Here is a 16,542-nt window from a genome sequence, read left to right as displayed (position 1 = left end):
CGCTTTTCACCTATTAACCTAGTGTTAGATTAGTGCTATTATTCAGATATATTTCACTACTAAAGAGACGAAACGTTGCAGATAGACGCAATTGCCACATTTATTGTAGATAAAATTGATGATTTAAAAGGTAGAGATATCACGTCAATTAACATTAGCCAAAAATCAGACTTCGCCGATTATATGATTATCGCCTCGGGTAACTCTACTCGACACGTAAAATCAATCGCCCAGCACGTTATTATGGAGTGTCGTGCAGAATCCATTGAGCCTTTAGGCATCGAAGGAAATGATACTGGTGAATGGTGTTTAGTTGATTTAGGTGATGTTATTGTTCACATCATGACGGATGAAACGCGAGACACTTATCAACTAGAACAGCTTTGGGAAGCCTAATTATTTATGCGCATAACGCTGTTTGCTGTTGGTAATAAAATGCCAGCTTGGGTTACCCAAGGTTTTGCTGAATACCAAAGGCGATTTCCTCGTGACTTATCCTTTGAACTGGTAGAAATAACACCGGGAAAACGCGGTAAAAACGCCGATATTGCGAGGATCCTTGAAAAAGAAGGTCAGCAAATGCTAGCGGCCATCCCTAAAGGTAGTAAGATCGTGACCTTAGAAGTAACGGGTAAGCCGTTGACAACGCCACAACTCGCACAGCATTTAGAAAAGTGGCAGCTAGATGGCCGTGATGTTGCACTGCTTGTTGGGGGGCCTGAGGGGCTAGCGCCAGCTTGTATTCAAGCTTCAGAACAAAAGTGGTCACTGTCACCATTAACTTTGCCACACCCTATGGTCCGCGTATTAATAGCTGAAAGCTTATACAGAGCTTGGAGCATTAACAACAACCATCCTTACCATAGAGAGTAGCAATGGTTAAGCAGCCTAGGGTCGCCATTAGAAACCACACTGCAGAAGCAAATTTATTTGCGCGACGTTCCTTCATCGCATTATTAGGTGTGGCTATCATGTTGTTGGTGTTATTTAGTAAAGCGTACAACTTGCAAATAAGCTCCTTTGAAAATTACCAAACACGTTCAAACTCTAATCGTATAAAGCTATTACCCGTGGCACCAAACCGTGGCTTAATTTACGATAGAAATGGCGTGTTACTTGCCGAAAATAAACCTGTTTATAGTATTGAGTTGATTCCCGAGCAAATAAAAGATCTCAAAAAAACCGTAACCGAAGTCAGTCAATTATTAGGCATTTCAGCCGAAAAACAAGAAAAGCTTTTTAAATCTCTACGCAGTAAACGCCGATTTAAGCCGATAGAGCTATTATCGCGTTTAAGTGATCAACAAGTTGCTTTATTTTCTGTGAATCAACATAAATTTCCAGGTGTTTTCATAGAAGCACGGTTAAAGCGCTATTACCCGTTTGCTGATTTAACAACACATTCATTAGGTTACGTTGCGCGAATTAATCGTCGAGATGCTATTAAGCTAGAGGAACAAGGTAAAGAAGAAAATTACAAAGCCACACGCAATATTGGCAAGCTCGGGTTAGAAAAATTTTATCAAGATGAGTTACATGGTGAAGTGGGTCATCAAGAGGTAGAAATTAATAATCAAGGCCGAATTATACGTACCCTGAATTTCACCCCCCCTGTGCCAGGAAAAGACTTAACGTTAACCCTCGATATCGAATTGCAAATGATTGCCAAACGCGCATTATCTGGAAAACGAGGGGCAATCGTTGCTATCGACCCACGTGATGGTGGTGTGTTAGCTATGTATTCCAACCCGAGTTACAACGGGAATTTATTTGTTCATGGTATCAGCACTAAAAATTACGGCAAACTATTAAGTTCAAAAGATCGGCCCTTAATAAATCGTACAGTACAAGGTTATCCACCAGCATCAACCATAAAACCATTACTTGCGTTAACAGGCTTAGAAGACGGCGTGATCACCCCTGAAACCGAAATATACGACCCAGGCTTTTACCAATTAAAAGGGGTTAAAAATAAACGACGTGATTGGAAGAAATGGGGTCACGGCAAAGTCAATTTATCGAAGTCACTCGAACAATCCTGTAATGTTTATTATTATGATTTAGCCTATAAATTAGGCATTACGAAAATTGCACGCATGATGGAAAAGTTCGGCTTTGGCGAATACACTGGCATTGATATTTATGAAGAAAATAGAGCCATTATGCCCAGTGTAGAATGGAAACGTGCGAGATATAATCAACCATGGTATACCGGTGAAACGTTATCAGTAGGCATTGGACAAAGTTTTTGGACAGTTACCCCATTACAACTTGCTCAAGCTATTTCAATTTTAGCGAATAAAGGGCGAATAAAAGTTCCACATTTAGTCAAAGCAAAAACAACCTATGACTCTCAAGATGCTACCGCAACAGAACAAACCAGTCGCATTGAAAATATTCCCGTAGATGAAAAACCTCCTATCGTGCTAAAAGATGATAAAAACTGGGACTATGTGCTAGATGGTTTGCACAATACGGTACAAAATAAAGGCGCTACAGGTTACAAAGCTTTTATCGGCCACAAATATGATGCTGCGGGTAAAACAGGTTCCGCACAAACCGCGAATTTAGCGCAGGACGAAAAATACGACGCTGAATCAACACAAGAAAACCAACGTGATAATGCCATGTTTATTGCTTTTGCACCCTATGAGAACCCTGAAATTGTTGTAGCCGTTGCGATAGAAAACGTTGCTGAAGGTGGTGGAGCAACAAACGCTGCACCTGTAGCAAGGCAAATACTCGATCAATACTTCGGTGATCGTGTGATTGTGAGCAAAAATCCGCATCCACTTCATGATAATACCTACGGTGTCGATGATGATTAACGACTACCTAGCAGTAAGAGGCTTTTAATGCGTTCTCATAAACACGATCAACAAGCACAGCGTTCGTTTTGGCAAATGTTACATATAGATATGCCATTATTGTTAGGGTTAATGTGCTTAATTATCTTAGGTGGCTTTATTGTTTACAGCGCAAGTGGTGGTGATAGCGCTACAGTGATCAGGCATATAAAGCGCCTAAGTATCGCCTTTGTTGCCATGTTTATTATCGCGCAAATCCCTCCATTAGTCTGGCGAAAATGGGCTGTACCAATGTATATTGTAGGTATAGGACTGCTCGTGGCTGTGTTAGCCTTTGGCCATGTGGGGAAAGGTGCCCAGCGCTGGTTAAATTTAGGCTTTGTAAGTTTTCAGCCCTCTGAAATTATGAAGCTTATTGTCCCTATAACCATTGCTTGGTTTATTAGTCAATATGACCTACCCACTAAATTTAAGCATATTATCATTGCCTTTATTATGGTGATTGTTCCAACATTGTTAATTGCCAAACAACCTGACTTAGGTACATCACTGTTAATAGCAAGTTCTGGGGTATTTGTTATTTTTCTTGCGGGTGCTAGTTGGAAACTTATCGGTGGTTGTGCCGTACTCGGTTCTGCCTTTGCCCCAATTTTATGGATGTTTTTGATGAAAGATTATCAAAAACAACGCGTATTAACGTTCTTAAACCCTGAACAAGATCCACTAGGTTCAGGTTACCATATCATTCAATCTAAAATTGCTATTGGTTCTGGTGGTTTAAATGGTAAAGGCTGGATGCAAGGCACGCAATCACAACTTGAGTTTCTACCTGAACGACACACTGATTTTATTTTTGCGGTATTTAGTGAAGAATTTGGCTTAGTTGGAGTAACATTATTACTCGTAGTATATTTAGCCATTGTCATGCGAGGACTTTGGATTGCCGTTAATGCACAACATGCCTTCACTAAACTTTTAGCTGGTAGTATTACCTTAACCTTTTTTGTTTATGTTTTTGTCAATATAGGCATGGTTTCTGGATTATTACCCGTAGTCGGTGTACCACTACCTTTGGTAAGCTATGGCGGTACATCTATGGTCACATTGATGGCTGGGTTTGGCATTTTAATGGCCATTGGTACTCATAGACGATTTATTATGTAATATGACTTATACAAACTTTCTTTTCATTATTGTTTTTATTGTATTAATGGGCTGTAGCGCACAACAAGGACGCTATCAACACCATCACGATAGCTCACCAACTAGGAAACCTAGTGCTGTAGAGTTACAAGACGCGATACCAAGAGTTGAGAAAAAAAGTAGAGGGGGAAATCGAAACTATACCGTTAGAGGTATTCAGTATGAGGTACTTGATAACGCTACCAACTTTAAACAACAAGGTGAAGCGTCTTGGTACGGTAAAAAATTTCACGGGCACTTAACCTCAAATGGTGAAATTTATAATATGTACGGTATGAGTGCCGCCCATAAAAACTTACCCCTACCAACGTACGTAAGAGTGACCAACCTCGCTAATAATAAATCGGTCATTGTTCGAGTAAATGACCGTGGTCCTTTCCATAAAGATCGTGTGATTGACCTTTCATATAGCGCCGCATATAAATTAGATATGCTTAAAGCAGGTACTGCACAAGTGACTGTCGAAGCGATTAGTAATATCAATCAAGAAGCCACGGTGGTTAATAAAGAAAAAGCGCATTATATCCAAGTATTTGCCACTAAAAACGCAACGCAAGCCAATAAAAAAGCCACTAAAATCAGCTCATTATTTAATTATCCCACCAAAGCGAAACAAGAAAGTGGCTATTACAAAGTTCATATTGGCCCTATTAAAGAAAAAACAGTCATTTCCATGCTGTTAGAACAGCTAAAGACGCAAGGCTACCCATCTGCTTTTACCGTAAAATATTAATGAGCGGAGTATTATCAAACCACGCTAGTAAGCAGAAAACCTATCGGACGTGTCAGCGATAAAGTAAAACATCAAAAGATACAAATTCCTCGGTGTTACAACGTAGTAATCGCCTACAAAACTGGTATACTTTTGAAAACTGGTGTTCGGGTGAATGTTCAATAAACTCGGTAATTCTACTGTATTACATAAATTTCAAGTTATAAAAGGTTAATTATGCCATCATCTTTGGTAAAAAAAATAACGACAAAGGGTAAAAAGTTACTCACATTTGTTGGTTGTATCGCTTTCTCAATTTCATCACTTAGTCATGCTTCAGCAATTATTCCTTCTCCTCCTCAAATTAATGCTAAAGGGCATATTTTAGTTGATTTCACTACGGGTAAAGTTATCGCTGAAGGAAATGCTGATATTTTACTAGCACCAGCCAGTTTAACTAAAATTATGACAAGCTACATTGTCGGTAAAGAGCTGCAATCAGGGAATATCAAAAATAATGACCCTGTTAAAATTAGCAAAAATGCTTGGGCAACAGGTAATCCTGTTTTTAAAGGCTCGTCATTAATGTTTTTAGAAGTGGGTAAAGAAGTCCCTATTCATGAAATAAACCAAGGGATTATTGTCGCTTCGGGTAATGACGCTTGTGTCGCCATTGCCGAGCATATTGCAGGCAGTGAAGACGCATTCGCCGATATGATGAACGCTTATGCAGAGCAACTCGGGATGAGCAGTAGTTATTTTGAAAATAGCCATGGTTTAGATAGCACAGAGCATAAAACCACAGCAAGAGATATGGCAACGTTAGCTAAAGCATTAATCCGTGATGTTCCAGAAGAGTATGAGCTTTATAAACAAAAGTCTTACACTTATAACGGCATTAAAACAGTAAACCGTAACGGGCTTTTATGGGATAAAAGCATGAATGTAGACGGTTTAAAAACAGGTCATACCGCTCAGGCTGGCTACAGCTTAGTTAGCTCAGCGACCAAAGGCGACATGCGTTTAATCAGTGTTGTGATGGGTGCAAATAGTGAACGTTCACGTCTTGTTGAAAGTAGAAAATTATTAAATTACGGATTCCGATTTTTCGAAACTTATACGCCCTATAAAGCAGGTGAAACGTTCGCAACAAATCGCGTATGGATGGGTGATAAAAAAGAAGTTGAGTTAGGTATACTTGAAGATACCCCCATTACTATTCCTCGCGGCCAACGTAAAAACCTTAAAGCTAATTTTGAGTTAAAAAAACAACTCGTTGCGCCATTAACAAAAGGTGAAGTCGTTGGCACGGTATTCTTACAACTTGACGGTAAAGATATCGGCCAATACCCAATGGTTACGTTACAAGAAATCAATGAAGGCGGGATGTTTGATCGTTTAGTTGACTACATAAAGCTTCAATTTACTAATTAAACGAAGTACAACATAATCTAGGTACATTTGTTGAAAAGTACTACTTAATATAAAGCACCTTCGGGTGCTTTATTGGTTCTGTGTGGTTAATTTTACACCCCTACTTGAAATTCTCTTTAAAAGCACCATTTTGCTCTGCAAGAAACAATGTTAAAATAGCCGAAATTTTGCTTAGCCTGATAATTCAGCTCTTTGATATTAAGCAAACACTTTAATGAGCACCGTAATGAAAACCAAATTTGATGAACTATTAGAATTTCCGACAGTATTAAACTTCAAAGTCATGGGCGTTGCTTGCGATGAACTGCCAGACCTTGTTGTTGCGGAACTTCAAAAACATACACCTGGCGACTATTCGCCTACCATCAAGCCAAGCTCTAAAGGAAATTATCACTCTGTCTCTGTGGCTGTTACCGTAACAAGTAAAGAACATATCGAACTTATCTATAAAACGCTCAATGATATTGAGCCAGTGCGATACGTACTGTAGCGATTGGCATTCATGACGGACATTAATCAACAATTGGTCATTCGGCAATTAGATCAAACTGACTACACCACTGTGTGGCAAGCCATGAAAGACTTTACCGATACAAGGGGCGACAGTACCCCTGACGAACTGTGGTTAGTCGAGCATCCTGCAGTATTTACCCAAGGTCAAGCAGGAAAAGAAGAACACTTGCTCATGCCAGGTGATATACCTGTGGTAAAAGTCGACCGTGGTGGTCAAGTGACTTATCATGGCCCAGGTCAGCAAGTAATGTACTTTATGATCAACTTGCGTAGAAAAAAAATGGGGGTACGTGAACTGGTGACATTAATTGAACATGGTATCATTGCAACCATGGCTGATTTTAATGTAAAAGCTTACGCAAAACCTGATGCGCCTGGCGTTTATGTTGATAATAAAAAAATTGCGTCATTAGGATTACGTGTTCGTAAAGGGTGTTCTTTCCATGGTCTAGCACTCAACATAAATATGGACTTATCACCCTTTTTACGCATTAACCCTTGTGGTTACGCAGGCTTAGAAATGTTACAAAGTGCAGATATCTGTGCATTAAAAACGGTTGAACAAGCAGGTGAAACGCTTGTAAAACATATGTCGGCGTTACTTAACGCAAATACACTCAGTTATAAAACCGGTTTGGAGTCATTACATGACCATTAAATCTTCACGTATTGAACCTGGTACGAAACTACGCGACGCCGATAAAATGGCGCATATTCCCATTAAAGTAATGCCCTCTGAGCGTGAAACCATGCTACGTAAACCAGAATGGTTACGCATAAAATTACCCAGAACCACAGAAAAAATTGATCAAGTAAAAGCAGGGTTAAGAAAACACGGTCTTCATTCAGTTTGTGAAGAAGCATCATGCCCTAACTTATCAGAGTGCTTTAATCATGGCACAGCAACTTTTATGATCTTAGGTGATATTTGTACCAGACGTTGCCCATTTTGTGATGTCGCTCACGGTAGACCATTGAAGCCCGATGCGGAAGAGCCAAAAAAATTAGCGCTCACACTAAAAGACATGGCACTTAAATACGTGGTGATCACTTCAGTAGATCGTGACGATTTACGTGATGGTGGCGCGCATCAGTTTACCGAATGTATTCGAGAAATTGCTGAACATGCACCGCATACTAAAGTAGAAATTTTAGTACCTGATTTTCGCGGCCGTATGGATCGCGCATTAGACGTATTAAATCAACATCCACCGCATGTATTTAATCATAACTTAGAAACGGCACCACGTTTATATACTAAGGCAAGACCTGGCGCAAACTACCAATGGTCGTTAGACTTACTGAAAAAGTTTGGTGAAGCAAATCCTGACGTACCAACCAAATCTGGTTTAATGGTAGGATTAGGTGAAACTAATGAAGAAATTCTTCAAGTAATGCGTGATTTACGCGCCCACGGTGTCACTATGTTAACCATTGGGCAATACTTGCAACCGAGTAAAGATCACCTGCCTGTTGAACGCTATGTTCACCCTGATGATTTCGATATGTTCCAAAAAGAGGCGATGAAAATGGGCTTTGAACATGCTGCCTGTGGTCCTTTAGTGCGCTCATCGTATCATGCTGACAAGCAAGCTGCTGGTGAAGAAGTTAAATAAAGATAATGACGTCAATAGTTCACTTGGAACTTTGACGTCACGCCTTTTGATGGTAAGTAAATATATTGTAAATAGCCTGAAAAAATTTTATCTAAATCGAGTGTTTTGATCACCTCATCTAATTGCTTTTTCAGTTCCGTTCCCTCTTCATCTTTAGATACTGCAATACTTGCAGGGATTAGACCAATTGATTGGTAATGAATACCGTAAATATCTTTTTCTGCCAATAAAGTCATCACTGATGATCGTTCAAACAAGAGCACATCTATACGACCTTTAATAAACATATCAACTAATTGATGCAAAGTCCGTACTTCAACAAATATATCAGGCTCTACACCAAGTTGCTGAGCAAAGAAGGTGGCGTTGCCTGCTGTAGTCCCTATACGTTTTGGCTTGATGTGATCAATATTTAAATATTGTTGATCAAATGAGAAGAGATCTGATGTAGTCTGAATTTGCCAATCTAGTTCAAGGGCATATTGGTAGAATGTTGCTGTTTCCAAGCCTTTAGGTGTATGGCCTGCAATATCAATACGTCCGTATTTAAGCTCATGCTTAGCCCTTGAATAAGTCATCAGTCTCACGTCAAAACGAAATGCTGATTTCTGTTCAATTGCTCTTAGCATATCAACAGTAAGACCTTCTTTACCTTCAGTAATAAAGGGAGGAAATGGCTCAAACGCGATAACAATTTTCCTATTGTCACATGTTGCTTTTGTTGTTAATAACAGTAAAATTAAGCATAATAAAACTCTCATTTATTCTCACACCATAAGTCACGTTAATTAACATTATTGCGTAATTCACTGCCAAATAAAATAATTTACTGATTAAATAATTAGCAAGTACATTGTACAAAATTGATGTATATAAAACTTAATAAGCGCTAGAATAGAAAACCTTTATACTGATAAGGCTAGCTTTTTTGATGTGAAGTCATCATCGAGGCTAAAATGCCAGCTATAACGCACGTCACCGCTGCCAACTCAAACGATAACATTGCACCTTTACCGTCTAACCAAAAGATGCCCGATAAAAATGCCCCCAATGCCCCACCTATACCGTAAACGCCAGCAATATAAATCGCTTGTGCACGGTTCTGCTCTTGAATTGAGAAGTGTTGCTGTAAATATTGAATGGAAGCCGTGTGATATAGTCCAAAACTAGCAGCGTGTAACAGTTGAACAAAAAACAAAATTATCGCGCTATCAGCCCAATGACCTGTGACATACCATCGAAGAGCAGTTAAAAAAATACTTATGGCTAACAACACCCTAGGACCAAACAAATAATACAATCGCCCCGCAATAATAAAAATACCAATTTCAGCAACTGCACCAAGGCCAATATAAGCGCCAATTGCCATACTAGGATACGATAGATCACGAAGGTAAAGCGCAAAGAAACTATAATAAGGGCCGAAACTAATTTGTAATAATAAGCCCGCAGTAAAAAATAAAATAAAATTACGTTCTATTACTTTAGGGAAAATCGACACACGTTGAGCATTAGGTTTTATGTTTATCTTTGGCTGCTTAAGTAATAGGCTCGAGATAAACAGCGCCAATAAAATACTCCAGCCTAAAATAACGAACACATCAGGTTGACTATCCACCAACAGCTCGCCAGCAATAATCACCGAAATAATAAACCCGATACTGCCCCATAAACGTATACGTGAATAGATATTGGCATTACGTCTAACGCTAACTAAAGTCATCACTTCAAGTTGTGGCTGAATAGCAGTCCAAAATAGACTAAAAATTCCTAAGACAAAAGCGATAGGCCAATAATTCTCAACCCAAAATAATAACGAAAATAATACCAGCGATAAGCCAACTCCTAATTGAATAATAAGCTTAAGCTTACCCGTTTTATCTGCAGCATTTGCCCATAACGTTGGACCAATAATTTTCGTGGCGGTAAAAATAGCAATGAGCTCGCCAATATCACTAGAATTAAAGCCTTTACCATCGAGGAATACGCCTAAATAAGGCACAACTAACCCTACGATGGCAAAGTATGCAAAGTAACTAAAAGAGAAAGAAAGAAAGCGTGGTGAAAGTGACATTGCTGTTACTTCACCACGAATTTGCGGTTATCGTTCACCTGAAATTTGAGGTGTTGTGCAGATAGCATCTGCGTTTTGGCCACGATGGCGTAAAAAATGATCCATTAATGTTAATGCCAACATGGCTTCTGCGATAGGTACGGCACGAATACCTACACAAGGATCATGACGCCCTTTAGTAATTATCTCTGCGGCATTTCCATCAACATCGATGGTATTACCACTGACACCAATACTTGATGTTGGTTTTAATGCTAAATGTGCCACAACGGGCTGTCCGGAAGATATCCCTCCTAACACACCACCAGCATGATTTGTTGCAAAACCTTCTGGCGTTAATTCATCTCGATGTTCCGAGCCTTTTTGATTCACAACAGCAAAGCCATCACCAACTTCTACGCCTTTAACGGCATTAATTCCCATCATTGCATGCGCAATATCAGCGTCTAAACGGTCAAAAATGGGTTCACCAAGACCAACAGGTACATGCTTAGCAACAACCGTCACTTTGGCACCTATAGAATCTTTTTGTTTAATAATCGACCTAAGTAACTCATCAAGTTGCGTTAATTTATTTTCATCAGGAAAGAAAAAAGGGTTATCTTCAACGGTATTCCAATTATATTGCTCAGCGACAACATCACCAATTTGTGTCACACAACCGTTAATTTCAATACCAAACTTTTGCTTTAAGTATTTCTTAGCAATTGCGCCTGCGGCAACGCGCATTGCTGTTTCTCGAGCGGAAGAACGACCACCGCCTCGATAATCTCGTAAGCCATATTTTTGTGAGTAAGTATAATCAGCATGACCAGGACGAAACGATTGGGCAATATTACCGTAGTCTTTAGAACGTTGGTCAGTGTTTTCAATCATTAAACCTATAGGTGTACCTGTAGTTTTACCTTCAAAAACACCTGACATTATTTTGACTTTATCGGCTTCACGTCTTGCTGTTGTATAGCGAGATGTACCAGGTCGACGGCGATCTAAATCTATCTGTAAGTCTTCTTCAGAAATTTCAAGCCCAGGAGGACAGCCATCAATAATTGCGCCCAAACCTAAACCGTGGCTTTCACCATAGGTGGTCACTGTAAATAATTTACCAAACGTATTTCCAGACATACTTAACGTTTCACTCGCTGATTAAAAATTTCTTGATGTTGTTGTAATTGTGCTTTGCTTAAACAGAACACCCCATGACCGCCCCTTTCAAAGGTGAGCCATTGAAAATCAACCTCTGGATAAACAGCTTCCAAATGCACCTGTGAATTACCCACTTCGCAAACTAATAATCCGTCATCCGTTAAATGTTGCGACGCTTGAGCAAGTATTACTCGGGTAATGTCTAAACCATCTGGACCGCTTCCTAAGCCCATTTCAGGCTCGTGCGTAAACTCAGTAGGTAAACTATCAACATCTTGTTGATCAACATAAGGTGGATTGGTAACAATTAAATCATATTTAAGCGCTTCAACAGAAGTAAAAATATCAGATTGAATTGGAATAACTTGTTCAGTTAACCCGTGATTTTCAATATTGATTTGAGCAACATTCAACGCATCGACCGATAAATCTAGGGCGTCAACTTCTGCCTCAGGAAAGTAATGAGCACATGCTATTGCAATACAACCACTGCCAGTACACAAATCAAGAATGCGGTGCACTTCTTTATCTTTAGCGATTAAAGGAAAAAAACGCTTTTCAATCCACTCTGCAATCGGTGAACGTGGCACTAACGTTCGTTCATCAACGTAAAACGGTAAACCAGCAAAGTAGGCTTGATTGGTTATATAAGCCGCTGGTACTTGTTGCTCTATTCGCTGTTCAATCAAGGCCAAACAAGCAAGCTTTTCATCCTGTGTTAAGCGACATTGCATAATATGCTCAGTTAAATGCGAGGGTAACTCGACAGCAAACATCATAAGGGTGATTGCTTCATCCCATGCGTTATCGTTGCCATGGCCAAAAAATAAGTCTGCGCGATTAAATTCGCTTGCTGCAAACCGCACATAGTCACCTAAGGTGAACAACTGCTTTGCTAATTCTTGATGTTGTTGAGTCACTCAACTCCCCTGTTAATTTTCGAATACTATGAGGTTTTACTTGTTATTCATAGCCGATATTTTTAGACTTCACGTATGAAATTTAAAGATGCCCTTTCGCCACAAGAAAAACAATTATTTAAAGACGCTATAGGTAAGGTCAAACCTATGGTGCACGACAAGATACACCCACAAAAAAAATCCATCAAGTCCCAGCGTACTATTCTTAAAGAAAAAGTAGAAAAACAACTCGCTAGCTTTCATTTCTCAGACGAATTTGAACCAAATTTGACCACACAAGGACCAATGAAGTATGTACGTGATGGTGACAGTGCCTACGAAGCGAAAAACCTAAGACGAGGCCTGTACCGCCCAGAGCTTATTTTAGATTTACACGGTTTAGCTCAACATCAAGCGAAACAAGAAATTGCCGCACTTTTGTATGCCAGCCAAAAAGAACATGTACAATGTGTTTGTATTGTACACGGCCTAGGAGCAAAAATATTGAAAAACAAAGTGCCGCATTGGCTTGTACAACATCCAGATGTCATTGCTTTTCATCAGGCTCCTCTTGAATTTGGCGGTGACGGAGCTTTATTAGTATTACTCGATATTCACGATAAACTGATGCTCAAAGAAGATTAATACCACTTTAAAAGATAAATCAAACATTAACAAAGATCATAAGGAGCAACATGTCGGGTTAAATCTCCCTTCATTTTTTGCTTATCATAACTAATTTCAGCGATAGCGGCCGTCGAAAATAAGGGCGCGACTGTATCAAAGGTCAACTCATCAACTAAATAGCTTACCAGTGGCATGTGAGAAATGATCAATACACTTTCCAGTTTATCAGCTTGGCAGACACCATCAATATAATCATGTACTTCTCTAGCGTCGCCAGAAGGCGTAATAATATCAATTGTTGTAATGGGGGCGGAATGACTAACAGCTGACATTAATGTACTTGCCGTTTGCTGCGCTCGTTCAAAGGGACTAACAAAAACTTGGTCGAAAACAATATTGTTATCATTAAGCCATTTGGCCATTAATTTGGCTTCTAAGTGCCCTTGTTCTGTTAATGCCCTTTTGGCATCACTTGTTGCACGTGCACTTGCTTGACCATGGCGCATAACATATAACTGCATAACTTCTACCAAGCCGTTAAAAATATAAGAGAAATAATAAATTGGCGCTATAGTAAAGGAATACGAGACATTGTTATAACATCAGTTAAGAATAAAATGGACTCAACTTATTCCATAGGGTAATTTAGAAGAAAATAGTCATGATGTTGTACGTTTAAACTAAGCACTTTTTGGTAAGCTCGGAGCAGGTTTTGAAACAAAGTCCAAATGATCATAAGACATACTCAGCTATCACCTTAGAAAATGGTCTGCGAGTGTTACTTGTTCATCACAAGGAATCTAAAAAAGCCGCCGCTGCCCTTGCTGTAAACGTAGGGCATTTTAGTGATCCCGACGATCGTCAAGGTATGGCACATTTTCTTGAACATATGCTTTTTCTAGGCACTGAAAAATACCCTGACGGTAGTGAATATCAAAAGTTTATTAGCCAATACGGTGGTTCTAATAATGCATGGACCGCTACAGAACACACCTGTTTCTTTTTTGATATTCATCACACCCATTTTGAACAAGCATTAGATAGATTTAGTCAGTTTTTTATAGCACCACTATTGTCAGAAGAGTTTGTGAATAAAGAACGTAAAAACATTGACGCAGAATTTAAACTAAAACTAAAAGATGATATTCGTCGTCTTTATGACGTACATAAAGCAACGATTAACCCTGAACATCCTTTTTCAAAATTTTCAGTTGGTAATACAGAAACGCTTTCTGACAAAGAAAACCGCTCATTACGCGACGAAGTTGACACATTTTTCCAGCAATATTACAACGCAAAAGCGATGACCTTAGTCTTGGAAGGCCCGCAAGCGATTGAGGAGTTACGTTCATTCGCCACACAATATTTCACGGGTATTTCAGCTAATACATTACCGCCTAGTTTACCCGATGTTTCCTTGTATTTACCTGCTCATCAAGGCATTAAAATTCAAGTTCAACCGGTAAAAAACGAACGACAGTTAATCATCAGTTTTGCACTACCAAGTATCGATCAATACTATCGTCATAAGCCTGAATCATTATTAGCCTACTTATTAGGCCATGAAGGCGAAAACAGCATTTTGTCTTACTTAAAAAATAAACATTGGGCAATTGGGCTAACTGCAGGTTCAGGTATTAACGGCTATAACTTTAAAGATTTTAATATCAGCATTCGCTTAACGGATATAGGCACCCAGCATATTAATGATATTATCGACGCAGTATTCTTCTATATTTCCTTAATAAAAGAAGCTCCCTTAGCTGACTTTTACTATCAAGAAAAAAAAGCAATCGCAGAACTTTCTTTCCATTATCACGAAAAAACCAAACCTATTGACTCTGTCAGTCAGCTAGTCATTAATATGCAGCATTACCCTGAGGAAGATTATATCTATGGCGATTACATGATGGAAGGTATAGACAACAACAGTATTGAATACTTACTTGAAAAGCTTTCGCCTAATAACATGCGTGTTATTGTTATTGACCCGAAAGTGCAAGGCAATCAGGTAACTAATTGGTATCAGGTACCTTATAATGTTGAGCCTATAGCACAAAGTGAACTTGATCATTGGCAACATATTAATAAGGAACTTCCATTAGCCTTACCTTCAGTAAATAATTATATTGTCGGCAACCCTGTTGTTTACGAAAACCAACAAGACAAATTCTCACAGCCCCAGCGTATTACCCAGCAAGATGGCTTAACACTTTGGTACAAACAAGACCAAACATTTAAAGTCCCTAAAGGCTATATCTATATTGGCATTGACGCACCAGCAACGTTAGAAAATGCACAAACCATTGCGATGACTCGATTATATGTTGAGCTTTATACCGAGTCTGTTATCGAACAGCATTATGATGCAGAGTTAGCAGGCATACAGTACCACTTATATGCACATCAAGGGGGATTGACACTACAATTATCAGGCTTGAGTGAGAAACAAGAAGTATTACTCGCGCAATTACTAAATGAATTACAAAGCTTTCAATATCAAGAAAATAAATTTAATTTAATCAAAAAACAATTGATAAATCACTGGAATAACGCCGAAAACAGTAAATCTATCTCACAATTATTCTCGGCACTTAGCGCGACCATGCAGCCGAAAAATCCAGATGCTAAATCATTAACTTCGGCTTTAGAACAAACAACGTTTGCTCGCTTTACACAGTTTTGCCAGTCTATCTTTACACGTGTAAATATTGAAGTGCTCATTCACGGAAACTGGCAACGTGAACATGCAACATCCATTGAAAACATCATCTTACAAGCTTTTAAAAATCAATTATCAAGCGACGCGAAACAAGAGGTTCCAGTATTAGACATACAACAGCAAGGCTCTCTCTATTATCCACTAGCGTTACCAAAACACGATCATGCCGCTGTTATTTATTACCCTATGGTAGACCGAGCAACGACTACCGTTGCATTAACCATGATTATTAGCCAAATACTGTCACCGCAATTTTTTCATCAGATGCGCACTGAAAAACAATATGGCTACTTAGTGGGGGTTGGTTATGTGCCAATCAATCGTTACCCTGGTATCGCATTTTACATACAATCACCAAATCATAATGCTGATAGTTTACTTTCAGCGATGGATGACTTTATTAACAACAGCGGCGACCTCATAGATCAAATGAGTGAAGATGATTGGCATCATCTACAGAAAGGTCTTGCTAGTCAGCTACAAGAAAAAGACACCAGCTTACGCATTAAAAGCCAACGGTTTTGGAATGCAATATGTAACCAAGAGTTCGATTTCAATCAAAAACAAACCTTAATTGACACTTTATTGCGTATTAACAAAGATGATATCAAACAGTTTTTACTAAACAATATTGTCGTTTCAAAACAACCTAAAGATCGCCTATGTCTAGCCTCTTTAGCGCAAACATCTACTGAACAACTAACAGAGTTAAAAAATAAATTAACAAAGCTATCAATAAAACACTAAACCTGCCGATATAGTTACTTACGTAAATGAATAAAATAAAGA

16 protein-coding genes are annotated in these 16,542 nt (G+C 39.0%); 11 read left to right on the top strand and 5 right to left on the bottom strand.

The genetic code is table 11. The features are described from left to right. Window positions 1–75 precede the first annotated feature (75 nt). The 9 genes from rsfS (at window position 76) to lipA (ending at window position 8,285) form a co-directional block, all read left to right on the top strand. Window positions 76–396, top strand: coding sequence for a ribosome silencing factor (rsfS, locus tag QUE72_RS04560; RefSeq protein ID WP_074500558.1), 321 nt, complete (start codon window positions 76–78; stop codon window positions 394–396). Window positions 397–402: 6 nt separating this feature from the next. Further along, window positions 403–873, top strand: a complete 471-nt coding sequence (gene rlmH, locus QUE72_RS04555; RefSeq protein WP_286271832.1) for a 23S rRNA (pseudouridine(1915)-N(3))-methyltransferase RlmH — start codon at window positions 403–405, stop codon at window positions 871–873. Between the two features lie 2 nt (window positions 874–875). After that, window positions 876–2,828: a penicillin-binding protein 2 gene (mrdA, locus tag QUE72_RS04550; RefSeq protein ID WP_286271829.1), complete on the top strand. Its 1,953-nt coding sequence runs from the start codon at window positions 876–878 to the stop codon at window positions 2,826–2,828. 27 nt (window positions 2,829–2,855) lie between these two features. Continuing rightward, a complete protein-coding gene (gene rodA, locus QUE72_RS04545) occupies window positions 2,856–3,971 on the top strand; it encodes a rod shape-determining protein RodA (RefSeq protein WP_074500561.1) in 1,116 nt (371 codons plus the stop codon). Window position 3,972: 1 nt separating this feature from the next. Continuing rightward, the gene (locus tag QUE72_RS04540) at window positions 3,973–4,743 is read left to right on the top strand and encodes a septal ring lytic transglycosylase RlpA family protein (protein WP_286271827.1); all 771 of its coding nucleotides are present in this window, start codon (window positions 3,973–3,975) and stop codon (window positions 4,741–4,743) included. 216 nt (window positions 4,744–4,959) lie between these two features. Then, window positions 4,960–6,156: a serine hydrolase gene (locus tag QUE72_RS04535; protein ID WP_286271826.1), complete on the top strand. Its 1,197-nt coding sequence runs from the start codon at window positions 4,960–4,962 to the stop codon at window positions 6,154–6,156. Window positions 6,157–6,382: 226 nt separating this feature from the next. Beyond that, a complete protein-coding gene (ybeD, locus tag QUE72_RS04530; protein WP_074500563.1) occupies window positions 6,383–6,646 on the top strand; it encodes a DUF493 family protein YbeD in 264 nt (87 codons plus the stop codon). A 12-nt stretch (window positions 6,647–6,658) separates the two neighbouring features. Further along, complete coding sequence (lipB, locus tag QUE72_RS04525; RefSeq protein WP_074500564.1) at window positions 6,659–7,327, top strand: lipoyl(octanoyl) transferase LipB; 669 nt, start codon at window positions 6,659–6,661, stop codon at window positions 7,325–7,327. After that, window positions 7,317–8,285: a lipoyl synthase gene (gene lipA / locus QUE72_RS04520; RefSeq protein ID WP_286271820.1), complete on the top strand. Its 969-nt coding sequence runs from the start codon at window positions 7,317–7,319 to the stop codon at window positions 8,283–8,285. Before lipB ends, lipA begins: the two co-directional genes overlap by 11 nt. 11 nt (window positions 8,286–8,296) lie before the next feature. Here the strand turns inward: lipA and QUE72_RS04515 are convergent, their stop codons facing one another. The 4 genes from QUE72_RS04515 to prmB form a co-directional block, all read right to left on the bottom strand. Further along, window positions 8,297–9,046 carry a substrate-binding periplasmic protein gene (locus QUE72_RS04515; RefSeq protein ID WP_286271818.1) on the bottom strand — a complete coding sequence of 250 codons (750 nt, stop codon included), beginning with the start codon at window positions 9,044–9,046 and terminating at the stop codon, window positions 8,297–8,299. 158 nt (window positions 9,047–9,204) lie between these two features. Further along, a complete protein-coding gene (locus QUE72_RS04510) occupies window positions 9,205–10,359 on the bottom strand; it encodes an MFS transporter (protein WP_286271817.1) in 1,155 nt (384 codons plus the stop codon). 27 nt (window positions 10,360–10,386) lie between these two features. After that, window positions 10,387–11,484, bottom strand: coding sequence for a chorismate synthase (gene aroC / locus QUE72_RS04505; RefSeq protein ID WP_286271816.1), 1,098 nt, complete (start codon window positions 11,482–11,484; stop codon window positions 10,387–10,389). Window positions 11,485–11,486: 2 nt separating this feature from the next. Beyond that, on the bottom strand, window positions 11,487–12,425 hold the full coding sequence (prmB, locus tag QUE72_RS04500; RefSeq protein WP_286271815.1) for a 50S ribosomal protein L3 N(5)-glutamine methyltransferase: 939 nt from the start codon (window positions 12,423–12,425) through the stop codon (window positions 11,487–11,489). Between the two features lie 75 nt (window positions 12,426–12,500). Here prmB and smrB point away from each other — a divergent pair, with 75 nt between their 5' ends. Beyond that, entirely contained in the window at window positions 12,501–13,049 is a 549-nt protein-coding gene (gene smrB / locus QUE72_RS04495) for an endonuclease SmrB (RefSeq protein ID WP_074500571.1), read from the top strand. A 26-nt stretch (window positions 13,050–13,075) separates the two neighbouring features. Here the strand turns inward: smrB and sixA are convergent, their stop codons facing one another. Then, on the bottom strand, window positions 13,076–13,552 hold the full coding sequence (gene sixA, locus QUE72_RS04490) for a phosphohistidine phosphatase SixA (protein WP_074500572.1): 477 nt from the start codon (window positions 13,550–13,552) through the stop codon (window positions 13,076–13,078). A gap of 191 nt (window positions 13,553–13,743) precedes the next feature. Between sixA and QUE72_RS04485 the strand changes: the two genes are divergently transcribed. Continuing rightward, window positions 13,744–16,500, top strand: coding sequence for an insulinase family protein (locus tag QUE72_RS04485; RefSeq protein ID WP_286271813.1), 2,757 nt, complete (start codon window positions 13,744–13,746; stop codon window positions 16,498–16,500). The last annotated feature ends 42 nt before the right edge of the window (window positions 16,501–16,542 follow it).

Origin of the sequence: Thalassotalea hakodatensis (assembly GCF_030295995.1) — a bacterium.
Taxonomy (GTDB): domain Bacteria; phylum Pseudomonadota; class Gammaproteobacteria; order Enterobacterales; family Alteromonadaceae; genus Thalassotalea_C; species Thalassotalea_C hakodatensis.
This window is presented reverse-complemented; position numbering and strand designations above follow the sequence as displayed.

What these genes read in the sequence shown, in the direction of transcription:
- QUE72_RS04535 (WP_286271826.1), top strand. Translation starts at nt 4,960, where the DNA reads ATGCCATCATCTTTGGTAAAAAAAATAACGACAAAGGGTAAAAAGTTA.
- smrB (WP_074500571.1), top strand. Translation starts at nt 12,501, where the DNA reads ATGAAATTTAAAGATGCCCTTTCGCCACAAGAAAAACAATTATTTAAA.
- rodA (WP_074500561.1), top strand. Translation starts at nt 2,856, where the DNA reads ATGCGTTCTCATAAACACGATCAACAAGCACAGCGTTCGTTTTGGCAA.
- rlmH (WP_286271832.1), top strand. Translation starts at nt 403, where the DNA reads ATGCGCATAACGCTGTTTGCTGTTGGTAATAAAATGCCAGCTTGGGTT.
- ybeD (WP_074500563.1), top strand. Translation starts at nt 6,383, where the DNA reads ATGAAAACCAAATTTGATGAACTATTAGAATTTCCGACAGTATTAAAC.
- lipB (WP_074500564.1), top strand. Translation starts at nt 6,659, where the DNA reads ATGACGGACATTAATCAACAATTGGTCATTCGGCAATTAGATCAAACT.
- QUE72_RS04540 (WP_286271827.1), top strand. Translation starts at nt 3,973, where the DNA reads ATGACTTATACAAACTTTCTTTTCATTATTGTTTTTATTGTATTAATG.
- lipA (WP_286271820.1), top strand. Translation starts at nt 7,317, where the DNA reads ATGACCATTAAATCTTCACGTATTGAACCTGGTACGAAACTACGCGAC.
- QUE72_RS04510 (WP_286271817.1), bottom strand. Translation starts at nt 10,359, where the DNA reads ATGTCACTTTCACCACGCTTTCTTTCTTTCTCTTTTAGTTACTTTGCA.
- sixA (WP_074500572.1), bottom strand. Translation starts at nt 13,552, where the DNA reads ATGCAGTTATATGTTATGCGCCATGGTCAAGCAAGTGCACGTGCAACA.
- mrdA (WP_286271829.1), top strand. Translation starts at nt 876, where the DNA reads ATGGTTAAGCAGCCTAGGGTCGCCATTAGAAACCACACTGCAGAAGCA.
- aroC (WP_286271816.1), bottom strand. Translation starts at nt 11,484, where the DNA reads ATGTCTGGAAATACGTTTGGTAAATTATTTACAGTGACCACCTATGGT.
- QUE72_RS04515 (WP_286271818.1), bottom strand. Translation starts at nt 9,046, where the DNA reads ATGAGAGTTTTATTATGCTTAATTTTACTGTTATTAACAACAAAAGCA.